Source organism: Photobacterium sp. ABD4_091 (assembly GCF_056160145.1).
On the sequence record NZ_JBSWWQ010000001.1, the window covers coordinates 2,964,474 to 2,984,815 of the forward strand.

20 protein-coding genes are annotated in these 20,342 nt (G+C 45.3%); 10 read left to right on the plus strand and 10 right to left on the minus strand.

Features of this window, described 5'->3' with window-relative positions:
• Positions 1 to 59 precede the first annotated feature (59 nt).
• The 3 genes from ACXAGQ_RS13630 to ACXAGQ_RS13640 all read right to left on the minus strand — a co-directional run bounded on the left by ACXAGQ_RS13630 (position 60) and on the right by ACXAGQ_RS13640 (position 3,607).
• Positions 60 to 599 carry an acyltransferase gene (locus tag ACXAGQ_RS13630; RefSeq protein ID WP_475254418.1) on the minus strand — a complete coding sequence of 180 codons (540 nt, stop codon included), beginning with the start codon at positions 597 to 599 and terminating at the stop codon, positions 60 to 62.
• A 331-nt stretch (positions 600 to 930) separates the two neighbouring features.
• Positions 931 to 1,734 (minus strand): hypothetical protein, encoded by an 804-nt coding sequence (locus tag ACXAGQ_RS13635; RefSeq protein WP_475254419.1) that lies wholly within the window; start codon positions 1,732 to 1,734, stop codon positions 931 to 933.
• Positions 1,735 to 2,233: 499 nt separating this feature from the next.
• A complete protein-coding gene (locus ACXAGQ_RS13640; RefSeq protein WP_475254421.1) occupies positions 2,234 to 3,607 on the minus strand; it encodes a serine hydrolase domain-containing protein in 1,374 nt (457 codons plus the stop codon).
• Positions 3,608 to 3,932: 325 nt separating this feature from the next.
• Here ACXAGQ_RS13640 and ACXAGQ_RS13645 point away from each other — a divergent pair, with 325 nt between their 5' ends.
• The 4 genes from ACXAGQ_RS13645 (at position 3,933) to ACXAGQ_RS13660 (ending at position 9,242) form a co-directional block, all read left to right on the plus strand.
• Positions 3,933 to 4,961: a helix-turn-helix domain-containing protein gene (locus ACXAGQ_RS13645; RefSeq protein ID WP_475254423.1), complete on the plus strand. Its 1,029-nt coding sequence runs from the start codon at positions 3,933 to 3,935 to the stop codon at positions 4,959 to 4,961.
• Positions 4,962 to 5,273: 312 nt separating this feature from the next.
• Positions 5,274 to 6,119 carry a hypothetical protein gene (locus ACXAGQ_RS13650; protein ID WP_475254425.1) on the plus strand — a complete coding sequence of 282 codons (846 nt, stop codon included), beginning with the start codon at positions 5,274 to 5,276 and terminating at the stop codon, positions 6,117 to 6,119.
• A 315-nt stretch (positions 6,120 to 6,434) separates the two neighbouring features.
• Positions 6,435 to 8,456: an oxidoreductase gene (locus ACXAGQ_RS13655; RefSeq protein ID WP_475254427.1), complete on the plus strand. Its 2,022-nt coding sequence runs from the start codon at positions 6,435 to 6,437 to the stop codon at positions 8,454 to 8,456.
• Positions 8,457 to 8,468: 12 nt separating this feature from the next.
• The gene (locus ACXAGQ_RS13660; protein WP_475254429.1) at positions 8,469 to 9,242 is read left to right on the plus strand and encodes a hypothetical protein; all 774 of its coding nucleotides are present in this window, start codon (positions 8,469 to 8,471) and stop codon (positions 9,240 to 9,242) included.
• A 537-nt stretch (positions 9,243 to 9,779) separates the two neighbouring features.
• On the opposite strand, the gene ACXAGQ_RS13665 is transcribed toward ACXAGQ_RS13660, so the two are convergent.
• The 5 genes from ACXAGQ_RS13665 to ACXAGQ_RS13685 all read right to left on the minus strand — a co-directional run bounded on the left by ACXAGQ_RS13665 (position 9,780) and on the right by ACXAGQ_RS13685 (position 13,005).
• Entirely contained in the window at positions 9,780 to 10,247 is a 468-nt protein-coding gene (locus ACXAGQ_RS13665; RefSeq protein ID WP_475254431.1) for a hypothetical protein, read from the minus strand.
• Positions 10,248 to 10,384: 137 nt separating this feature from the next.
• A complete protein-coding gene (locus ACXAGQ_RS13670) occupies positions 10,385 to 11,680 on the minus strand; it encodes an anaerobic sulfatase maturase (RefSeq protein WP_475254433.1) in 1,296 nt (431 codons plus the stop codon).
• A gap of 8 nt (positions 11,681 to 11,688) precedes the next feature.
• On the minus strand, positions 11,689 to 12,009 hold the full coding sequence (locus tag ACXAGQ_RS13675) for a DUF202 domain-containing protein (protein WP_475254434.1): 321 nt from the start codon (positions 12,007 to 12,009) through the stop codon (positions 11,689 to 11,691).
• Positions 12,006 to 12,374 (minus strand): YidH family protein, encoded by a 369-nt coding sequence (locus ACXAGQ_RS13680; protein ID WP_475254436.1) that lies wholly within the window; start codon positions 12,372 to 12,374, stop codon positions 12,006 to 12,008. Before ACXAGQ_RS13680 ends, ACXAGQ_RS13675 begins: the two co-directional genes overlap by 4 nt.
• A 7-nt stretch (positions 12,375 to 12,381) precedes the next feature.
• Positions 12,382 to 13,005 (minus strand): Crp/Fnr family transcriptional regulator, encoded by a 624-nt coding sequence (locus ACXAGQ_RS13685; RefSeq protein WP_475254438.1) that lies wholly within the window; start codon positions 13,003 to 13,005, stop codon positions 12,382 to 12,384.
• 166 nt (positions 13,006 to 13,171) lie between these two features.
• Between ACXAGQ_RS13685 and ACXAGQ_RS13690 the strand changes: the two genes are divergently transcribed.
• Positions 13,172 to 13,987, plus strand: a complete 816-nt coding sequence (locus tag ACXAGQ_RS13690; RefSeq protein WP_475254439.1) for a sulfite exporter TauE/SafE family protein — start codon at positions 13,172 to 13,174, stop codon at positions 13,985 to 13,987.
• A gap of 92 nt (positions 13,988 to 14,079) precedes the next feature.
• Here the strand turns inward: ACXAGQ_RS13690 and ACXAGQ_RS13695 are convergent, their stop codons facing one another.
• Positions 14,080 to 15,006 (minus strand): triose-phosphate isomerase, encoded by a 927-nt coding sequence (locus ACXAGQ_RS13695; protein WP_475254440.1) that lies wholly within the window; start codon positions 15,004 to 15,006, stop codon positions 14,080 to 14,082.
• 106 nt (positions 15,007 to 15,112) lie between these two features.
• Complete coding sequence (gene nikR / locus ACXAGQ_RS13700) at positions 15,113 to 15,532, minus strand: nickel-responsive transcriptional regulator NikR (RefSeq protein ID WP_475254442.1); 420 nt, start codon at positions 15,530 to 15,532, stop codon at positions 15,113 to 15,115.
• 224 nt (positions 15,533 to 15,756) lie between these two features.
• Between nikR and ACXAGQ_RS13705 the strand changes: the two genes are divergently transcribed.
• Genes ACXAGQ_RS13705 through ACXAGQ_RS13725 form a run of 5 tightly spaced genes read left to right on the plus strand, consistent with a single transcriptional unit; the run spans position 15,757 to position 20,298 of the window.
• Positions 15,757 to 17,184: an ABC transporter substrate-binding protein gene (locus tag ACXAGQ_RS13705; protein ID WP_475254444.1), complete on the plus strand. Its 1,428-nt coding sequence runs from the start codon at positions 15,757 to 15,759 to the stop codon at positions 17,182 to 17,184.
• The gene (locus tag ACXAGQ_RS13710; RefSeq protein ID WP_475254445.1) at positions 17,184 to 18,161 is read left to right on the plus strand and encodes an ABC transporter permease; all 978 of its coding nucleotides are present in this window, start codon (positions 17,184 to 17,186) and stop codon (positions 18,159 to 18,161) included. The genes ACXAGQ_RS13705 and ACXAGQ_RS13710 overlap by 1 nt, the downstream gene beginning before the upstream one ends.
• Entirely contained in the window at positions 18,154 to 18,975 is an 822-nt protein-coding gene (locus ACXAGQ_RS13715) for an ABC transporter permease (protein ID WP_475254447.1), read from the plus strand. The genes ACXAGQ_RS13710 and ACXAGQ_RS13715 overlap by 8 nt, the downstream gene beginning before the upstream one ends.
• Positions 18,975 to 19,685: an ATP-binding cassette domain-containing protein gene (locus ACXAGQ_RS13720; RefSeq protein ID WP_475254449.1), complete on the plus strand. Its 711-nt coding sequence runs from the start codon at positions 18,975 to 18,977 to the stop codon at positions 19,683 to 19,685. Before ACXAGQ_RS13715 ends, ACXAGQ_RS13720 begins: the two co-directional genes overlap by 1 nt.
• Positions 19,669 to 20,298, plus strand: coding sequence for an ATP-binding cassette domain-containing protein (locus ACXAGQ_RS13725; protein ID WP_475254451.1), 630 nt, complete (start codon positions 19,669 to 19,671; stop codon positions 20,296 to 20,298). Before ACXAGQ_RS13720 ends, ACXAGQ_RS13725 begins: the two co-directional genes overlap by 17 nt.
• Positions 20,299 to 20,342 lie beyond the last annotated feature (44 nt).

Here is a 20,342-nt window from a genome sequence, read left to right on the forward strand (position 1 = left end):
CCGTTTGCTGCGATGGCTTGCTAAGCCCGGTTTTATCGATAGTGCTCGCCCAGGTAAGGTTAAGTCGTGTGTGGTTGGAACGAGGTATGTAGCTGTAAGAACTGTAGCCGATGCTGGCAGGCTAACTGCGCTCTGTAGGCGTCAATTGCTTCACTCAGGGTTAGCAAACCTTTACGGTAAGCGGTGGCAATATGGATGCCGTTGCCCTCGATGAGCTGTTTTGTGTGTAATACCAGTTGCTTATGTTTGAGGTAGGAAAATAGCAGTGCCATTCTTTCTTCGTCACGACAACTACTTTTCATATTGTTCTCTAGCAGGTACTTCGCCACGCTGTGGGCCCGCTTAATGAGTTGATTAAAGTGTGAATAGCGCTGTAAATTGACCACTGTCGACAAGCGCTCAACCAAGTTAAAAGCTTGATTGATATGTTGCTTTTCAATCGTTTGCTTATCGAGAATGTCCGAAGCTAATTGCTCGACAAGCGTGATGATACAGTGCTTTTCTTGTGGGAAAACTTTCACTTTGTCGTTTCTGATATGAGCAATAATTTCCTGAAATAGTGTGACAAAATCTATCAATTCAGGTTGTTTAATCATCATAGTTTACACGTTAGATTTTTTGGTAAAAACAGTAAATATCAATGTGGTGGCGTACGAAGGTGATCAGCGCGCTATAAGTAATGTGTAAATATGATTCATATCGGTTTGGCTTGGCTCATACCTTGTGCTGGGCTCGGTAACTGAATAGTGATGATTCAGAAGAGCAAAAACAACAGGCGTACAGAGCAGGCCTAACATAATCAGAGTGGTCATCAAAAATGAGTGCTTCATGGTGTCGGTCTGCCTGATTCGTTATAGGAGTGCGGCGCAACGGGGGCGCGTGATTTCTCGAGCGTGAGTCTTTGCCGCACTGCCTGATCTATTGGGTCGGTTAGAAGAACCACTTCATGCCGATTTCGACACGCAGCTCAGGATCGTTATCAATTTCCGTTCCGTCAGGCAAAACCACATCGGCTGAGCCGTATTCAAAGCGAGTCATCAACCATTGGGTACGGTCTGAACGAGTAGGGGCGCTTACGAAGAAGTTCAGTTTGCTTGATTCCATCGATACCACATCACCTTCAGCTTTGAAGTATTCAGGAGAGAACTGGATGAAACTGCCAGAGTCGCCAATTTCTTTAGTCAGGAACATGTTCAACATGTAACCATCAGCGCTTTTACCAAAAACTTTACCGGTTGTGTAAGCGACGTTAGGGAAAACTTTGGCACCAAAAGTGTAGGCAGGGTTAATAAGGCCAATGACACCCGCTGAGAACAAGGTAGTGTCTTTTAAACCAGAATCTTTAGCCGTACCCGCTTCGCCGTTTTGGTGGATTAAATCTGTCGAGAAGCCGACACGTGGAATTAGGTGGTTGTCTAGCGCGTGAACTTGGAAGTACTGTGCACGGCCTTTTTGGTAATCGGTACCAAGCTTATGTTTGCCTTCAATTTTTGCTTTATCATTACCAAATGTTCCTTCAGCAAAACCAGCGAATTGGATATCGTCTGTCCATGCACCAGTCATCATACCTGAAAAGCGAACATCGGCATTTGAATCGAGGAAGACTGCCGCCTGTGTGTAGACGCGGGTAAGATCCGAAGGGTTGATGACTTCGCTCTCTTGCTCTTGCTCTGCGGCGATTGTAGCGCCAGTAAGCGCGAATAGTAGCGCAGAAGTAAGAGTTGCTTTTTTCATGGTTTCACCTTGTGTTTGTTCCCCAAAAGTTGGTCCGTCTGGGTCAAAGGTGCGTCCTTGCATGACTTTTATTTGATCCGATAGAGTGATAACAAGTCGCGTATTTTGAGGTAGTTGCACAGGTCTACGCCAGCTTGACTCCTTGTCATCTAATCTGTTGTTATTACAACAAGTATGTATGAGAGGCGCTTTGCATTTTAGGTCATGCGGTTAGCTGACTAGGACAATGAGGATATCTTTGATATATGTCACAAGACACGTCCATCAGTGCGTGTGTTATGAGAATAGTGAGGCTTAAATTGGCAGGAAGTCAGCAGTTACAATAACGCTATCTTGTACAGGCAAACTACATCATTGACTCAGTTGTGCCATCTACAAATATTTCCACTCAGCTTACGAGATAAGGCGGTCAGATCGCTATTGACGATAGCTTCACAGACAAAAAAGGCCTAAACGTGAAACGTTTAGGCCTTAAAAAGTTGAATTATCTAAATTCAGATTATTTTGCTTGGTCTAGCAACTCTGCAACTTTACGGAAGTAAGCAGGCGCTTTGATCTCACCGTAAGGTGGCACATACGGTGTCGCACCGAAGTAAACCGCGGCAAAGTCACGCTCTGGATCTACGTAGATACCTTGACCAGAGTTACCGTGTTTGTACATTGCGCCGTCTTCAAAAATGAAGTCGAACTGGTAAGCGCCTTTCACTGGTTTTTCACCAAATAGGCCCACTGCCTGGCCTTCTTTACGGCCGCCTACAAACGCGACCGCGCTACCTGCTGAGCGAATGCGCTCAAGTAGAGATGGTGTTACTACCTGCTCGTGTGCCACTTTATCCCAGCTTGGCGTGAACATGGTCGCGTACTTAGCGAAATCTTCTAGTGTAGACGAGATAATCGCTAGGTTTAGTGGTGTGCCGTCAGGCGTTAGGTGAACCTGTAGCGGCATACGTGCACCCAGTTTACCCCAAATGCGCTCTTCAGCAACGTCAGTCCAGCGTTTGTTGGTGACGTTTTGAATCACCTGACCCAGTACGTGCGTGTTAAGTGACGAGTAACGGAAACGGTCGCCTGGTTTTTCGTTTTCTAGTGGTTGTACATCTTTCAGTACTTCACGCCATGTTTCACCCGTTTCGCAGCGTTCAGTCGTGCCAAGAGCAGAACTGATGAAGCGAACGAATACACCTTCTGGGTCTAGAATCGAAGTGTTGTTTTCTTCGTGATCAAGGCCTGCGGTATGGTTAACCAAGTCCAGAATAGTGACTTTTTCCCATGCTGTGCCTTTAAGCTCAGGTACGTATTTAGCGGTTGAAGCGCTCATGTCTAGCTTGCCTTCTTCAGCAAGCATGGCTGTGATAAGGCCAGTCAGTGTCTTTGATGACGACATCCAGATGTGTGAGTCGGTTGGTTTCATACCTGAGTATGCTTCGTAGACCACTTCACCTTTGTGGATCATCATCACGCCTTGGTGACGGAATGTTGGATGAACGAAGTAGTCGTCCATCTTCAGTTCACCTTCGCTGTCAGTGTTAACCGTGATGTTACCGATCTCTTTATTGATATTACGTGCCAACACTTTTTGCTCTGCCGCAGGGTTAACATTGTCGGTACGCATGACAGTGCTGAAGTTGGTCATGTAGTAAAGCGCATGGTCACCACCCATTTGAGCGTGGAAGCTTTCGAAGCTGTCGTACGCGCCTTGAACGAAATCAAGATCAAACGATTCTTTAGCCGCGGTAACAGGCAAGTTTACCGTGGCACCTGGAGCGTTCAGGTATCGTGCTAGCGGGTGGTCAGCAGGAACATTGGCTTGTGCTGTTAGAGCCGTCGCAGATGCTAGTGCAAAAGTCAGAGTTTTTAAGGCGAATTTTTTCATAGTTTTACCCATGGGTATAAATGTTATAGGTACAGTTTGTTTTTGGACGTTCAATTTAACCAAAGTGGTTAAACTAAAAAAATTCATTATGTAGGGGGATGCCATACAAAGCTCATGTAGGGACAAAAGGGCACCGACTTCTCAACGGTGACAATGTCGATGCATAATGGCTAATCTGATTTAACGAGGGGGAGAAAATCCTTTTCACTGCGTACAGCTAACTCTGTTGATGGAAGTCAACATTTGGCTTTTTAAGACAGCTAATATGCTGGCTAGGGCAGCGTTAACCAGCATATTGCGTCACAAATGTAGGTCAATGAGTGGTATGAATCATAAAAAATCAGTTTTCGACGGGGCGCTTTCGGTTCACTCTGGGTGGGTAAAACTGCTACAGCCGGTATGTGAACCGTCGTTGGTTGAGGCCGTTCGCTTTAACACGGATGACAGGGCGAACGTACAAGACTTGAGGAGCATGTTCTATCAAATGTATGAGCAGAACAAGACCCCCTTGGCGGTGACGCATATTGCGGACACTGTAGGGCCGTTGACGTTTGGCTGTTTCTCGACTGCGCTTTGGACCGCTGAGAACCTCGATAGCATGTTCCAAGTGCTGCAGGAGTATGTGATAGTGCTGAGTGCGCCGGTGAGAGTAGTTTACAAACTTGACCGTCAAGGCAACGCCGAACTTTGGGTGCTAGATACAGAGTCGTTGGGGCATGAATCTAAGGTTAGTTATCTAGGTATCACGCTATTTATTGCGGTGATGATAAAAATCATTCAAAAAGTGTTGAATGATACCAAGGTAACACTTGATGTGTGTCTGATTGAGCATAGATACAGTGAGGAAGAAAATGCGCAGTTAGAAGCCGAGATGGACTGCACAATTGTTGAAGGTTCGCCAATTCGCAAAATGATCATTCCCAAGCGCTTCTTGCATATTCCCTTAACTCATCGTGACAAAAATCTGCATTTCGCGTGTGTCAATTTATTACGCGAAGAGGCGGATCGTTTGAAGAAAGATGATTTGATTCTACAGATATACCATTTCCTTAGTAAGCAACCTAACCTAGAGGCGATTAACGGCAGCGCCGTTGCTGATGCGCTCAATATGAATCTCCGCACATTAAACCGTCATCTCGCGTTGCAAAATACCAGTTATCGAGGCGTCGTAGAGAAATATAAGCTCGAAAAAGCATTGCATTTGCTTGACTCGGGAAAAGTGAATATGACCGAAATAGCCTACCAACTCGGCTTTTCTGGTTTGAGCACTTTTTCGCGTGCATTCAAAAGGTGGACGGGAGTTTCTCCCATGGCAATAAAGCACAACATTAAATCCGAGGTGGAGGGAGTATGATACAAGTCAGGATTATTACACTGTGTTGAACCGTTTTTGAGAGCCTGTAAATAATATTCCCCCTATCCATACTTGGCAAAATCCGCTAGGGTTTTGCCGTTTGCGTTTCTCTAGCATTGTTGAGCTGGCTCAAAATAATAAAGTAATAGCCGACAGTTTTATATGCAACAGACGGTAATCTTGTCCTTAAGCGCCAACCGTCTTGCTAATTACGTCATCATAATAATATTGGCTGAGTGATCATAGAACCTGTACACAAGCTGTATATCATTAAATATAAAATTTAATGATAAAGTACTCTTTAGGTTTGAAATGAAAAAACTATTACTGACTCTTCCTCTTCTCTCTACAATTTCTCTATCTGCAAATGCCAGTGCAAATAACCTGAATACCAATTCATACTGGCAACATTATGTAACCACTTCGTCAGCTTCTTTTCAGTCAACGTCTGGAACGGCGGCGAAAAGTGGAAGTAGTAATCAAGTATCGAGTCAAAACCTCTACCTTGACACGGTAACCGCAGGGCGTATAGGAAATAGTACCTATTTTGCGTTTATGGAAGCGATTGTAGGCAAGCTTAATGGCACAGATAATGGGCCTGCGAAAACACCTTATGGCCGCGAGTTACTTGAGATCAACGGGCTGTTTAGCCAACAATGGCAATTAACTCCATCGTTTCAGCTCGGGTGGAACTATTATGGGATTGATCGTGATATTAGTCTCACAGAGGCAGGAAAGTTCGGTTACAGCTTAGGCTCCGTCGGCTTGAGTGCCGGTTACCATTGGGACACATGGTCTTTTACGCCTGTTTTAAACTACATTTATTCTGCTAAGTTGGGCAAAGATGGTCTAGGCGATTTGGGCGAGAGTGAATTTCAGGGTTTTTTCTTCTATCCAAGAATCAGCGGAAAGATCGCTTCTAATGGAGCCAGATTGATGCTGGGTAGTGAATACTTTAGCGGCGCCAATAGTGAAGACACTCAGGTAGAATATTTGAAAGGGGTAGCAAAATTAACCTCACCAATCGGCAATAGTAAGAAATGGTCCGTGACAGGTAAACTTACGCATATCTCTTATTTCTCTTTTGATTACTTTGGTATAGACATCAACCCTCACCAAGAGACATCGGTATCATTTGGTGTGCAATATAATTGGTGATAGCGCTACTGCTTAGCGTTATAAATCTTGCGGGCCTTTTATATTTCTAAGGGCTTATTGCTTTGATGTTAATAAAGTTGAAATGTGCCTTTTATGGCACATTTTTTTTATGTAAACAGGCAAGGCCATGCTCTGTCTGCAGTGGCAGGGTATCGCTTTCGGGGGAATCTGATCCACATCAATTCCCGCATTTTTTGGCGTAAATAGCAAAGTGGAGGTCGCGCATAGCAAAGAATGTATGCTCATAAATTGTTGTAATCGCACCAGATTCTGTAGGTGTGTAAATCACCGACAAAAAAGACTGGAGCAGTTTAAATGTTAAGACAAGAGCATAGCGTTTTGTTTGAGCCGATGAATATCGGTAAGCTCAAACTCAAAAATCGCTACTCTATGGCCCCTATGGGGACCCTAGGGTGTGTCGATTCTGATGGCGCGTATAATCAACGTGGTATTGAATATTACACCGCCCGTGCCCGCGGTGGTGTTGGTTTAATCATCACTGGTGTACAGATGGTGGAAAATGAACTTGAGCAGTTTCCATTGCCTTCTCTTCCGTGCCCAACAATCCACCCTATCTCATATATCCGAGCCTCTAAAGAGCTTACTGAGCGCGTACATGCCTATGGCACGAAAATTTTTGCCCAGCTGACTGCGGGGTGGGGACGCTCGTGCATTCCTGGCTTTACTCCCGAAGACAAGTCTGTTGCGCCATCGCAGGCACCCAACCGTTTTGATCCGATGATTACTCACCGCGAGCTGACAACCGAAGAAGTGCAGTACTTCATCGGCAAGTTTGTTGAATCGGCGGCGATCGCGCAAAAGGCGGGATACGATGGGGTTGAAATCCATGCGGTTCATGAAGGCTACTTGCTTGACCAGTTCACGATGGAATTCTTTAACAAGCGTACCGACCAATACGGTGGCAGCTTTGAAAACCGTTACCGCTTTGCAGTAGAAATTGTAAAGGGAATTAAAGCTATCTGTGGGCAAGATTTCCCTGTGAGCTTGCGCTATTCGGTCAAAGGCAACATGAAAGGCTTTGGCCAGGGCATTCTACCTGGGGAGCTGGCAGAAGAAGTCGGTCGTGATATCGAAGAAGGTCTGCGCGCAGCAAAATACCTGCAAGATGCTGGCTTTGATGCATTGAACGTCGATGCAGGTACCTATGATTCGTGGTACTGGAACCATCCGCCTAACTACTTCGAACCTGGCATGTACAAGCCATACTGTAAAGCGGTTTCTGAAGTGGTTGACATTCCGGTCATTATGTCTGGCCGTATGGAAAACCCAGACTTAGCCGCTCGCGCCGTCAATGAAGGTGCAACAGATGGTATTTCAATGGGGCGTCCTCTTCTGGCTGATCCGGAAGTTGTCAACAAGATCCGCGCTGGCAAGTTTGAGGAAGTACGCCCATGTCTTTCCTGCCACCTTGGCTGTCTGGGCCGTATGGCAGAAGTGGGTAACCTATCTTGCGCCGTTAACCCAGCTTGTGGACGTGAAGAAGAGTACCGACTGACCCCAGCTTTCAAACAGAAGAAAGTCGTGGTTGTCGGCGGTGGTGTCGGCGGCATGGAAACAGCTCGAATCGCAGCTGACCGTGGTCACGATGTGGTGTTGTTTGAAAAATCATCCCAGCTGGGTGGCAATGTTATTCCTGGTAGCCAGGCACCTTTCAAGCATGATGATGCGCAGCTCATCACCTGGTTTGAAGGCGAAATGTCTCGTAAAGGGGTTGATGTTCGCATGAATACCGCCGCGGATCTCGACGTTATCAACGGCGAGAAGCCTGACAGTGTGATCTTTGCGACGGGTTCACGTCCAACCGTTCCGGCTTGGTTGGAAGGGGCTGACAAATCGCATGTTGCCATTGCAGAAGACGTATTGATGCAGCCTGATGTGATCACGGGTAATAAGGTCGCTGTTGTTGGCGCAGGTCTTGTTGGTGCCGAAACGGCATTGTGGCTTGCTCAGAAAGGCAAAACGGTCACTTTGATCGATGCCGCTGACGATATTATCGGTGGCCCTCACGGAACCTGTTTTGCCAATTACCAGATGCTCAAAGAGTTGCTGGTTAAAGAAAAGGTAGAAGTGCTAACCAGTACTGCGCTGAATAAAGTGACAGATTGGGGCGTTGAAGTACGTCGTGGCGATGACACTAACGGTATTGAAGCTGAGCATGTCATTCTGGCTATGGGTTATAAAGCCAATAGCAAGCTGTTTGATGACATAGCCAACCAAGTTAACGCAGGTGAAGTGTTTAACATTGGTGATAGCCAAGAGGCCCGCACTATTATGGCGGCTATCTGGGAAGGTTATGAAGTCGGTCGTGCACTGTAATTGGAAAATATGATGAAAAGTAAAATGCTAATTTCAGCAGCACTTCTGCTGACGACCAATGTATGGGCGTTTGGCGAGGAGCCAATTGCGAGTCATAACCTAAAAATTGTGTCTGAGCATCGCGGGCATTTCAGCCGCGATTACATGGAATTTGGTAGTAATTTTGGCAAGGTTGGTCCTGGCTTGCTGATGACGACGCTGGAGTATCACAGCTGGGCGAAAGACATGCGTGAGAACGGCTTTATTACTATTGAGGGTGATCTGGCCGATGCCAACAGCGTGGATTCATTTTTTGCGCCCGGTTTTATGTACTTTGTGCCAATTAGCCAGAAACTGGCTGTAGGCCCGCTGGCTAAGTATCAGTTCGACGATGGTCATCGCTCTATGCTGAAGTCAGGCGTTGCTGGTATGTACAACCATGGCAACGGCTTCTATGCCTTTGCCATGTATCGCTTTGACCGTGGCTTATCGAGCAAATTGGATCGTGTCAGCTACGCAACGTCGGATGTCGATCGAAAAGATCTCGTGTTGGGCTATAAAACATCGGATTGGGATATCAACCTTCGTGCTGCCCATTTCCACTTTGTTAGAAGCTCAACCCGTAGTTTAGCCAAAGCTGTTGGCCACAAAGCTGAGTTCGCCGAAGCGGAACTGACCACCGAATATAAAGGCTTCAAGCAGTTCTCGCCGTACGCGTCGGTTATTTGGGAGTCGAAAGACGAATACGCCAACCCAACGGCCTTTGGTAACAACGGATTTGCCGTTGGGCTGAAATTGCATTTTTAATTGACATAATGGCAGTGCCTCTGGCGCTGCCATTTATAGCAATGCCTTTCCAAATACGATTTAAGCACCTATTTTTATACCTTTCAACTTATTGATATTAAAAAGATTGCTGTGCCCCGTACTAATTGCTTGTGATTCTTTTTACATGTTTTAATGGCAGTTCTGAACAATAAGCTCATGATTAACACCTCACAGTAAGGTCAATTAAATAACGATCAGGTATTGAGTAAGCTGGGGGGGTATCAGGTTGCATGTCAGAGTAAATTCTTATGAAGTATGAACGGCATCTTATTACTTAATTTCGGGGGGACACATGGTGTACTGCACTGTTTAATTTGATCGTTTAGCTTCTTAGTAAAGAAAGTTGAAAGCGATTTACTGTCCAAATGCCCTAAAATCTTTCCGAGTATTTTTTCGTGTTATCTCATAAGTAATTGAGTTTATTGAGAAGGAGATAGGGGCTTTTTTGTGCCTGATCATCTTTATAAACAATCTCAACATATGTCGAGATTGTTGCCTGCAATCCAAAACTTTCTGTTATTCGTTCAATCCCAGCAATCCAGTCAAAGTTAAGCCGAAAAGCTGCTGGATAAGCGCTAAGCCGTCTTCGTTTGGTAATTTATGCTGAATGATATTGAGAAGACCTTTCGCACCTAATGCGCCTTGTCCCTGATTTTCATGCTTAGCAGCGTGCATCATGAGCATCTTCATGATCATTTTGAACTCTTTGGATTCAAGCGACTCAGTCCAAGATTGGATAAGTGCCTCTTTGGACTCGAATGACAGATGATCCATGATAATCGGTAGCACCTTTCCGTCCATGGCTACAGCAAAATCCTGATTGGATGGGTAGTAGCCCTGTAAGGTGCTTTTGCGAAGTCCGGTCTCTTTGCTCAGGCGATCATACGTCACGTATTCCCAGCCTTCATTAAGAAAGATTTTCAAAATTATCGCATTATAGGTAGCAAAATTTTCTTGCCACTTTTCTTTAGTAATACGGGCCATGTCATACCCCATAAAAAAATGAAGTGTGGATATTATCATACTTACCCAGGCCACTTATAATGGCTATCGTGAGTTATTAACCAGATATGTTTGAGTCATGTCTTTAGGTTTATCCCTCTAGGGCAGTATCTCTGTAATCATTTGCTACAGCATCTCTTGTATTTTTTTCCGCTGCCACAAGGGCAGGGATCATTTCGCCCCAATCCTTGCGCTGAAGAAGGGAGTGGTGGCAAGTAGCGCTGGATGTCAGACGCTGGCCTGTTATGTCGCAGTAGATCAGCCATGATCGCCATTGGTTCTTCAACATGTTTGAAATACATGAAGTAGCCAGGGCAGAGGTAGTTGTGATCAATTTTGCCCGACGGCCCGCGTTCAAATCGTTGTTTGGGACAACCGCCATTACAAGCTGGTAGATATCGACATTGTCGGCATTTGTCATTGAGAGTGTCGAATTTGTCCTTCCCGAACTGAAGTGCGCTTTCACTATGGTTCATGGACGAGATAGAAGTTTCATGGATATTGCCGAGCTTGTACTCAGGGTATACATAGTGATCGCACTGGTACAAATCACCATTGGCTTCCAGCGCAAAAGCATGGCCGCATTGCTTGGAGAAAATACAAATACCGGGGGGGTGCCCTAACCAGCTAGCAAGCGTTGTATCAAAAATCTGAACGAAGGTCTGGCCGACATCGTGACGTATCCAATAATCAAATATGGTCGTTAAAAACTGGCCATATTCCTCAGGATCGACAGACCACTTGGTGACTTTACCAAAAGATTGGTCTGGGCTAGCAAGCGTTTGTTGAGGGAAACCTTGCTGGGCATTATCGCGCTCTACCAAAGGAATAAATTGCAAGAAGGTTGAGCCGGTACTTTTGAGGTATTGGTAGACCCGTAATGGATGCTTCACATTCTGTGCATTTATTACGGTAAGTGTATTGAAATCAACTTGATACTGTTTTAATAGTTCGATAGCTGCGACGACCTGGTGGTGCGTCCCTTTGCCGCTCCGTGTCACACGGTAATGGTCATGTAAATCTTGTGGCCCGTCGATTGATACTCCAATTAAGAAGTTATGTTCTTTGAAAAACTTACACCATTTATCGTTAAGTAAAATGCCATTGGTTTGAAAAGCATGAGTGATGTGTTTGTTACGACCATACTTTTCGCAAAGCTCTACAACCCGTTGGTAGAACGCTAACCCCATGAGAGTCGGCTCTCCGCCCTGCCAGGTAAACTGAACCTCATGGCCGGGTTGGGCTTCTATGTGCTGTTTAATGTAAGCGTCCAGTGTTTCGTCAGGCATCCGCCAATCACTCTGCCTGTCTGGGTAAAGCTTGTCTTTTTCAAGGTAGAAACAGTATTCACAATCTATGTTGCAGACTGAGCCTGTAGGTTTGGCCATTACATGGCAGCCAAGAGATTGATGCATTGTTGATCCTAATTGCTGTTTGGTGTCCACATGTAGATAAGGTAACCGACTGTCATAAGGGTAATCAGTGATGATAGATACCTTTTTACCCAATACTCCGTACGTGTAACTGTCATCGTATTCTCGAACACTTGAGTGAAGCGGAAGCGGCAGTACACTGTTCCAAGAATGGCTGAAAACATCATTAATAGGCCGACTAAGGACAGACGGATGAAAGGATATTGATCGGTAACGTTGAAAAATAGTAGTCCCAGAGCGAATAATACCAGCTGGGTTCTTAGCCAAGACATCGCGGTTCGTTCTGGTTGTAAGCCTGGGTCCTTATTCATAGGGTGATGACCAGTATTATCACAGAGGTGAGAAATAACATGATAATACTGATTACTTTGAGAAAACTGGTGTAGTGGAGGGCGGTTTTTGTCCGCATCGCTTTTTCATTTTGTGCCCAGCGACGGTATGCAAAAATAGCCAGTAAGCCAGAGCATAGACACAAAAATGAGGAAATCAATATTCGGACAGAAGGATTGGCGAGATCTGGTGTTAATTGGTCGATACCTATCGCACCGGCAAGCAGTGCAAGGGAGGTGCGTATCCAAGCTAAGTAAGTGCGTTCGTTAGCCAGGGAGAATCGGTAGTCCGGAGCTTCTCCTTCATTTCGCCAGGCCGTTTTGGAATCTAGTGTTGTATTTTTCATAGATAAGTTAATTGTGCAGTAATGTTCTTCGGTAGTTTGTTAATTGTTCTAGATTTACCGGAAGCGGTTTTCGACTGCTTTTGTCAAGAATTCCTGAGTCTTTTAAGGTCTTGCAATATCTGATCACTGTTGTGGTATCAGTACCGCTGTATTCACCTATTTCACGGTAGGTCCAAGGATATTCAGGATATGTTTGAAACATATAATAAATTGTATCGAGAATACGTTTCTTGGCGCTAAAAGCATTAAATTGCATTAGTCTTTTTTCAGCTTCACCTAATTCAGAGCACACTTCCTGCATTAATAAATTGGCCAAATTAGGAGAAACTGTGTCGAGAGATTTAAAATCGTTTACATTAACTCTAATTAAAGCACTATCTAGCATTGCTCTGGCTGTAGATGGGTAGTTTTGTGCGGTAAAGAGAGAACGGTAGCCAAAGTATGAGCCCGGCCCATAGATCCTTAGTAATGATTCTTTCCCGCTTTCAGAAACTTGGTATAAACCCACTAAACCTTGATCTACATAGTAAAAACCCTTAGCAGGCAAGCCATTATGGTATACGACTTGCTTTTTGCTAACGTCAATGTTGTCTATGTGATCTTTTAATTGCCTGCGAATATCAATAGCCATCAGTAAGAGTATGCCTGAAAAAGTCACTAGAGATACCTTACCTGATATTTAGCTAAACAAATATGATCATCACCATAAAATTTAAGCTTGTTGATCCCGTAAAGTAATTATTATTGAAAGCGTTTACAAGCATATAATTACAACTGTTTATTGGGGTTCACATATCATGGATATGGTAGATCTTTTCGTAGGTGTGTTAGCAACAGAAGCCTTAATGCTAAAAATAGCTTTGGGGAGTATTTTTGGATTATGTTTGGGGCTAACAGGTGTTGGAGGCGGGGTATTATTAATCCCAATGTTACAGCTCTTCTGTGGCATGCCACCAGTACTTGCGGTGGGTACGGCAAGTTTGATATCAGCGTTGGTCAAAGTGAATGCATCTATTGTTCATGTGAAAGCAAAGAATGTCTCTTGGCGGAAAATTTCAATCCTGTTTGCCGGCGCTTTACCTGTAACTCTATTGGTGACTCAGGTGGTGATTTATTTTAATGAACACCCATTACACCAGGAGACCACGCAGTCAATTATTACAACTCTGGTAACAGTTGTGATGGTTGGTTCTTTAATGTCGGTATTTCATAAATATAGGTCCTCACCCAAAAGCAAGCATACGGCTGCGACTGTAAGTAACAGCGATAAAAAGGCACTCGTTTCTGGTATGTTTTGCGGTTCAATTTTAGGTTCAACGGGTGTCGGTGGTGGGGTTTTGCTACTTCCTGTGCTCAATAATATTTTGAACCTTGATATCAAGAAAGCTATTGGTTCATCTGTGGTTCTCGCCCTATTTTTATCAGGTTTTGCGGCGCTTGGTTATGCCAAAGGAGGGCAGGCAGACATCTATACGGCAATATGGTTTGTCGTTGGCTCATTTATCGGTGTACCTGTCGCAGCGTCTTTATTGAGTAAAATTTCGGAGCAAACAACCTATATCATTACCTTACTGGTTATCTTGGTGAGCCTAGTACTGTATACAGTGTTCTGAGTTTTCAAAACTATCTTCACCTAAAGAGTAAGCCCCTTTCCATTTGTAATAATGGGAAGGGGCTTTTTAGTGATGTCTATGTTGGCCAATGATTATGATGCAGTATAAATAGAGAGTATTTTCGAAAGCTCGTCTACTTGAAAACCAATCGGTTGGGTAAAGTTGGTCAAGGCAATGAGCCCACCATCAAGTTGGTTGATATCAGCTAGCATGGCTGCATTTTCTGCTTTTAGACCGCCGCCATATACAACAGGTAATACGGTATTGAAGTTTGCTTCTACCGTTTGCTTGATAAAGTCTGTGATAAGACCAATATAGTCACTGTTAGGAGGCGTTTTACCTGGGCCAATAGCCCATACTGGTTCGTAAGCTAGCAGCACATTATTGTTCAGTTGCTCTGCTGGGATGTGTGAGAGACTGGATATGATCTGGTTTTCAAGCGAAGTTTTAGCTCGTGAAAGCTGTTCTTCTTCAGTACCCGCACCGCGTTCTTCTGCTGTTTCGCCAATGCAGATGACAGCTTTCATTTTTTGCTCTAGGGCACAGCAGGCTTTTTCACTGATAATGGTACTTACCACTTTGTTTGCGGAGTAACTGCAAAACTCTTCAGCGCCACTGTATTGGGAGATAACAAAATTCAGGTGGCGGCGTTCCTCACAGTGCCCAATGATACTTGCTTTGCTCCCTAGTGTTGCTTGTGTAGCAGCTATAGGGTGCGAGGTAAAGGCACCGAAATTTCCCCCGACAGTAACGTCTTCACGGTGGCAGCTTTGGCTACCGATAGACATATTTTTGATATCCGTATCTGGATTTGATTGTAACTGTTCGATTGCTGTATGCAGAAGAATATCAGGAACGAATACAGATAGGTTTATTTTGTCATTTTTTCCCCAGCCTGTATCAACAATACTTTGGATAGTGTCTTTTATCCATACAACAGGGTTATCTGATGGACAAACGCCACCTTTTTCCCTGCTAACTTCAAATCTTTTTAAATTAATAAGTATGTTCTTTTTCATTTATTTTGTTCGCATATTGGTAGGGAGTGTAGATCAAATATATCAGTGTTTGAAAGATTGGTATGTGATATTGATCTCTGTTTTATATAGTGTGATTTTAGTCGCGTTATCGATTTAAGTGTTGTATAAGTTGAGCTTGCTCAACGCCTTTTAGGGCTGATATTTGGTTGGCAAGTGCTTGGACATCCGTACTTTTACCTATGATAACGGTATTTTCTAGGCACAACTCGTGCTGCAAATGAACGTGTGTCGTACATTGAACCTGAGTGCGGCTATCATGTTGAAGATAATTGATTTTTTCACTGAGGCCTCGCTGGTGGTGGTTGTAGACGATACTGAGGACTCCCACGACGTTTCTGTTTGGCGTCCGCCAGTCGTCATTTGTCCGGTTTTCACGAAAGAGATCACGGAAATACTCAGAGCGCGAGCCATATTGGCGTTCCGTTAGTGTATCCATCATTTCTTGATAAAGTTGCTTGGGAAAAGACAGTGAAAATCGGACAATTTCTTTATTTAAATTGCTCATGTGATATAGATCACTCTTATTGTTTGTGTGATTTGTGTCACTCACGTTAACACGAATTTGATGATAGTGTTAACTGTACTTACCGTCCGAAAATTAAAAATGTGATGTCGTCTAAAAAATATTTCCTACAGATCTTTGCGGTGTTTTTTTGCGCTTTTATTTCAACACAAATTTATGCTGCAAATAATAAGCAATGGATATTAGGGCTTAGCGATGAGCCTGAAATGGGACTGGATCCAGTGATGGGGTGGGGGAGGTATGGTGATCCCCTGATTCAGTCAACGTTGTTAAAACGCGGTGATGATTTAGCACTTCAGCCGGATTTAGCCCGCCATGTTTCGGTTTCTGATGATCGCCATGAATGGACTGTCGACCTAAGAGAGGATGCCCGTTTTGGTGATGGTTCTGCAGTGACCTCGGAAGATGTTGCCTTTACATACAACCAATTGCAGCAGGGCCTATCGTTGCATGATGCGAGCATGATTAGCGAAATAATCGTCGACGATCAATACAAGTTACGTTTTCGTTTGGACTCACCTGATTTGGGGTTTGCAGATTTATTGGCGTCTGTTGGTATCGTACCTAAGCACGCCTACGGGCCTAATTATGGTCAGAAGCCTCTAGGCAGTGGACCGTTCCGGTTCGTGCGTTGGGATAAAGGTCAGCAGGTCGTCTTAGAGCAAAACCCTTATTATTACGGTAAAAAGCCCGCTGTCGAGCGATTGATCATCGTCTTTGCCAGCGAAAATAGTCTTATTTCTTTGGTTCGTAGTGGTCAGATCCACTTGGCTTCTATTCCGCAAAGATATGCGCGCCTTGTTCCTGAAAATTATCAACTCTTGACTGTTGAGACGAATGACAACCGTGGCATCGTTTGGCCTTTTAATACCCCTTCGGCTAACCAGCCTGGTAACAGCGTGACGTCGGATATTGCTATTCGTCGTGCCGTCGATCAGGTTATTGACCGTGAGTTGTTGGTTGAAAGTGTTCTGCAAGGCTACGGTCGACCAGCATTTTCCCTTGCCGATGGTCTGCCGTGGGGACCTGCAAATCAGCAGCGTGAACAGACTAACGTGGGTGAAATATCTCATCAGCTAGAGCAAGCAGGCTGGTTGCTGGATAAGCAACGAAACATAAGAGTAAAACAAGGAACGACAGCAAGCTTTACCCTCTATTACCCTGCAGGAGATAGTCTTCGAGAGCAACTCTCGCTTGCCGTCGCTTCTATGGTTGAGCCGCTAGGCATAAATGTCGTCGTTCGTGGAGCAAGTTGGACACAGATAGGACACGCGATGACGACGAATCCTGTTCTGATGGGGTTTGGGAGCCATGCAATCAACGAAATGTTCTTGGTTTATGGCAGCGAATATGCTGGCGAAGGGTGGTATAACTCCGGTTACTATGGCAATGAAGTCGTTGATTTATCATTGAATGCGATTAAACATGCCACGAATAATCAAGAGGCCCAGCCATACTGGGACACGGTCTACAAACAGTTAGAAGATGATCTGCCATGGAGCTGGCTAGTCAACATTGACCACCTTTACGCGGTAAACGAATGCCTAGATATCGGCTCGCCGCTTCCTGAGCCTCACCAACATGGCTGGCCAATCACCCGTACTATCGAGCAATGGCAATGGAGATGCCAGTAATGGGCCATAAACTTCAACACCTTGCTACTGCATGGCGTCTGCTATTACTTACTATCTTGGTGTTAGCCATGACGTTCAGTTTGCTGGCTGTTTCACCGGTTGATCCCGTGCTTTATTACACCAGTGATAATTTGTTTGCGATGAGCGCAGATCATACGGCGCAGTTTTCCGCCCAATTAGGATTCGACCAATCCCTGTCTACCCGCTTTGGCAATTGGTTTTGGCACTTGCTGCAAGGGGAGCTTGGTTATTCGATTTCTCAGCAGCAGCCAGTGCTGGAGATCTTACAACAGAGGGTACCACTAACACTCAGGCTGATGGTTATGGGGTGGGTCGGCTCGCTGATACTTGGCTATTGCTCGGGGATTTTGGCTGCTTTTTTCCGTGGTAGAACCATTGATCGATTGATCCGTGGGTTGTGTTGGGTTTCTGCTTCTGCTCCGGCATTTTGGATTGCTTTGCTGGCGCTGAGCTTGTTTGGAGTTTCGCTGCAATGGGCGCCGGTTTGTTGTGGTGCACCTATTGGCATTTCTCCCGACTCGATTGGTTGGGTTGAACAGCTGCCTTACTTGGTGTTGCCTACCATTGTTCTATCGCTAACAGGCATGGGGCATATCGCAATGCATACCCGCGAGAAAGCCGTTCAGGTGCTTGAAAGCGAGCATGTATTGTATGCCCGTATGCACGGCAAAACAGGATGGGCTATATATCATCAGCATCTGCTTCGAAATACGTTGACTCCAGCTATTGTTTTGCAATTTGCCGGGTTATCGGAATTGCTCGGTGGTTCAGCGCTTATTGAGACAGTGTTTAATTTTCCCGGTATTGGAATGACAATGGTTGTTGCAGGTTTGAATGGTGACATTGCCCTGTTGATGGCCGTGACTATGTTGTCGATGATCTTGGTGTTTGCTGGGAATGGAATTGCCCGGTTCATCAGTGTCAAATTACTTCCTGAAGGGAGGTCGCATGTCTGAACCCAAACAAAAGAGCATATCTCGTTTACGAAAGAATATTGCGTCTCTTACTGCTGTTTTTATCGGCATCCTATTTTATTGCGCGATACTGCCAGTTCAGAGCCAAGCCGTGGACTTGCATCAGGTGCTTATGCCTCCATCGGTTGATAACTGGTTTGGCACGGATGTCATGGGGCGGGATATGTGGGGACGAACCGTCAAAGGGTTGTTACTCAGTATACAAATCGGCGTCGGCTCAGCACTGCTCAGCGGGCTTATCGCATTGTTGCTGACAGTAATCGCAGGCCTTAATCAACGCTGCGAGTGGGGGGTGTCGCTGATTGTCGATACGTTCATGGCCATCCCGCATTTATTGTTGCTGATCATTATGACATTGGCTCTTGGGGGAGGAATGAATGGCGTTATTTGGGCTGTAGCGCTAACCCACTGGCCTAAGCTCACCCGCTTGCTGGTGGAGGAGCAACGTGGGCTGTTAATGTGCCAGTTTGTTCTACTCGCAGGGCAGTTCGGCCGGCCAAAGTGGTCTATCATATGGCACCATGTATTTCCCTTCCTGCTACCTCACTGCCTTATTGGCATCTTACTGATGATCCCGCATGCATTGATTCATGTGTCAGGACTCACCTTTCTTGGTTTCGGTTTAGAGCCGACTACCCCTTCCATCGGTATTTTATTGTCTGAAGCAAGTCGTTATATGTTATCGGGCAATTGGTGGTTGGCGGTATTCCCTGGCTTGGTTCTACTGGCGGTATTGCTGCTGCTTTCAGCCATGGGGCAAGCATGTGTTCGACTTTCTCAAATTAAGGGCTACTAATGCTATCAGTTAATCAATTAACGGTCTGTTGTGGTGAAAGTGGTTTACTCGATGACGTAACATTTTCGGTGAAAAGTGGTGAAAAGGTCGGGGTCGTGGGTGCAAGTGGCAGCGGCAAAACCATTCTGGCTTATGCATTGCTGGGTCATTGCCCTGAGGGGTTTGAGATGAAGGGCGCGGTTGACTGCGACGGGGATATTGCATTGGTCCCGCAGTCAGCGGCTTGTCTTAACCCGGCGACACGCATTGATCGGCAGTTAGCAGAGCTCGCTTGCAGTGATGACGAGTATCGCAAGGTTGTTAACCACTGCCAATTGGATGAGATTTTATTGCATAAATATCCCGGTGAATTATCGGGCGGAATGGCCAAGCGCGCGCTGATAGCTATGGGACTAGTACAAGGCAAAGAGATCATTGTCGCCGATGAACCGACTTCAAGTTTGGATCATGCGCGAAGCGAACAACTGCTGTCGTTATTGACCTCACCAAGGTTAAACCAGCAAGCAATGATTATTATCAGCCATGATATTGTAGCGCTTACTCGGCATGTCAATCGCTTATTGGTATTCAGAGACGGTCAGCTGGTTGATGATGTCACTATTGAGCCAGGTTGGGATAAAGGGTGTCACCCTTATACTCATGCTCTTTGGCAGGCCGCACCAGAACATTGGTTTAATGATAACGAGGAACACTATGCTAAGTCTGCGTAATGGTGCGTTTGAATATGGGCACCAGCGTTTATCTTTTCCTGATGTCAGCATCCAACCTGGCGAGCGGGTGGGTTTATATGGTCCAAGCGGTTGCGGTAAGTCAACGTTGGCACAGGTGCTAGCTGGATTACTTACGCAATCCCAGGGGGTATTGTCACAGCCATTAAAACGAAAAGAGGCGGGTTCGCCGGTTCAATGGATCAGTCAGTCACCTGAGTTCGCGTTCAATCCTCGTTGGCGCCTCTCTCGGTCTTTGGCCGAGAGCTACTCTGTGTCAGAGTCGGTATTGGCTCGCTATCGGGTAAAACCGCAATGGTTAGAGCGGTTACCAAAACAGTTGTCAGGCGGTGAATTGCAAAGGCTAAATATTGTCAGGGCATTGGCTCCTTCTACTGAGTTTTTGATTTGTGATGAAATCACGGCGCAGCTCGATGCTATTACCCAACAAGAAATATGGCAGGTGTTACTGCAGGATCTGAAGACGAGAAATATAGGGGCATTGGTTATTTCTCACAGCTACCCATTACTGAAGAGTGTCTGTGATAGGGTAATCGAATGGCCAGAAGACATTGACCTAGATGCGCAGCTAAAAGCGCACCCAAAAGCGGGCTAATTCGGAATGAAAATGCTGGTGTTAATGTGAGTAACTGAACGGCT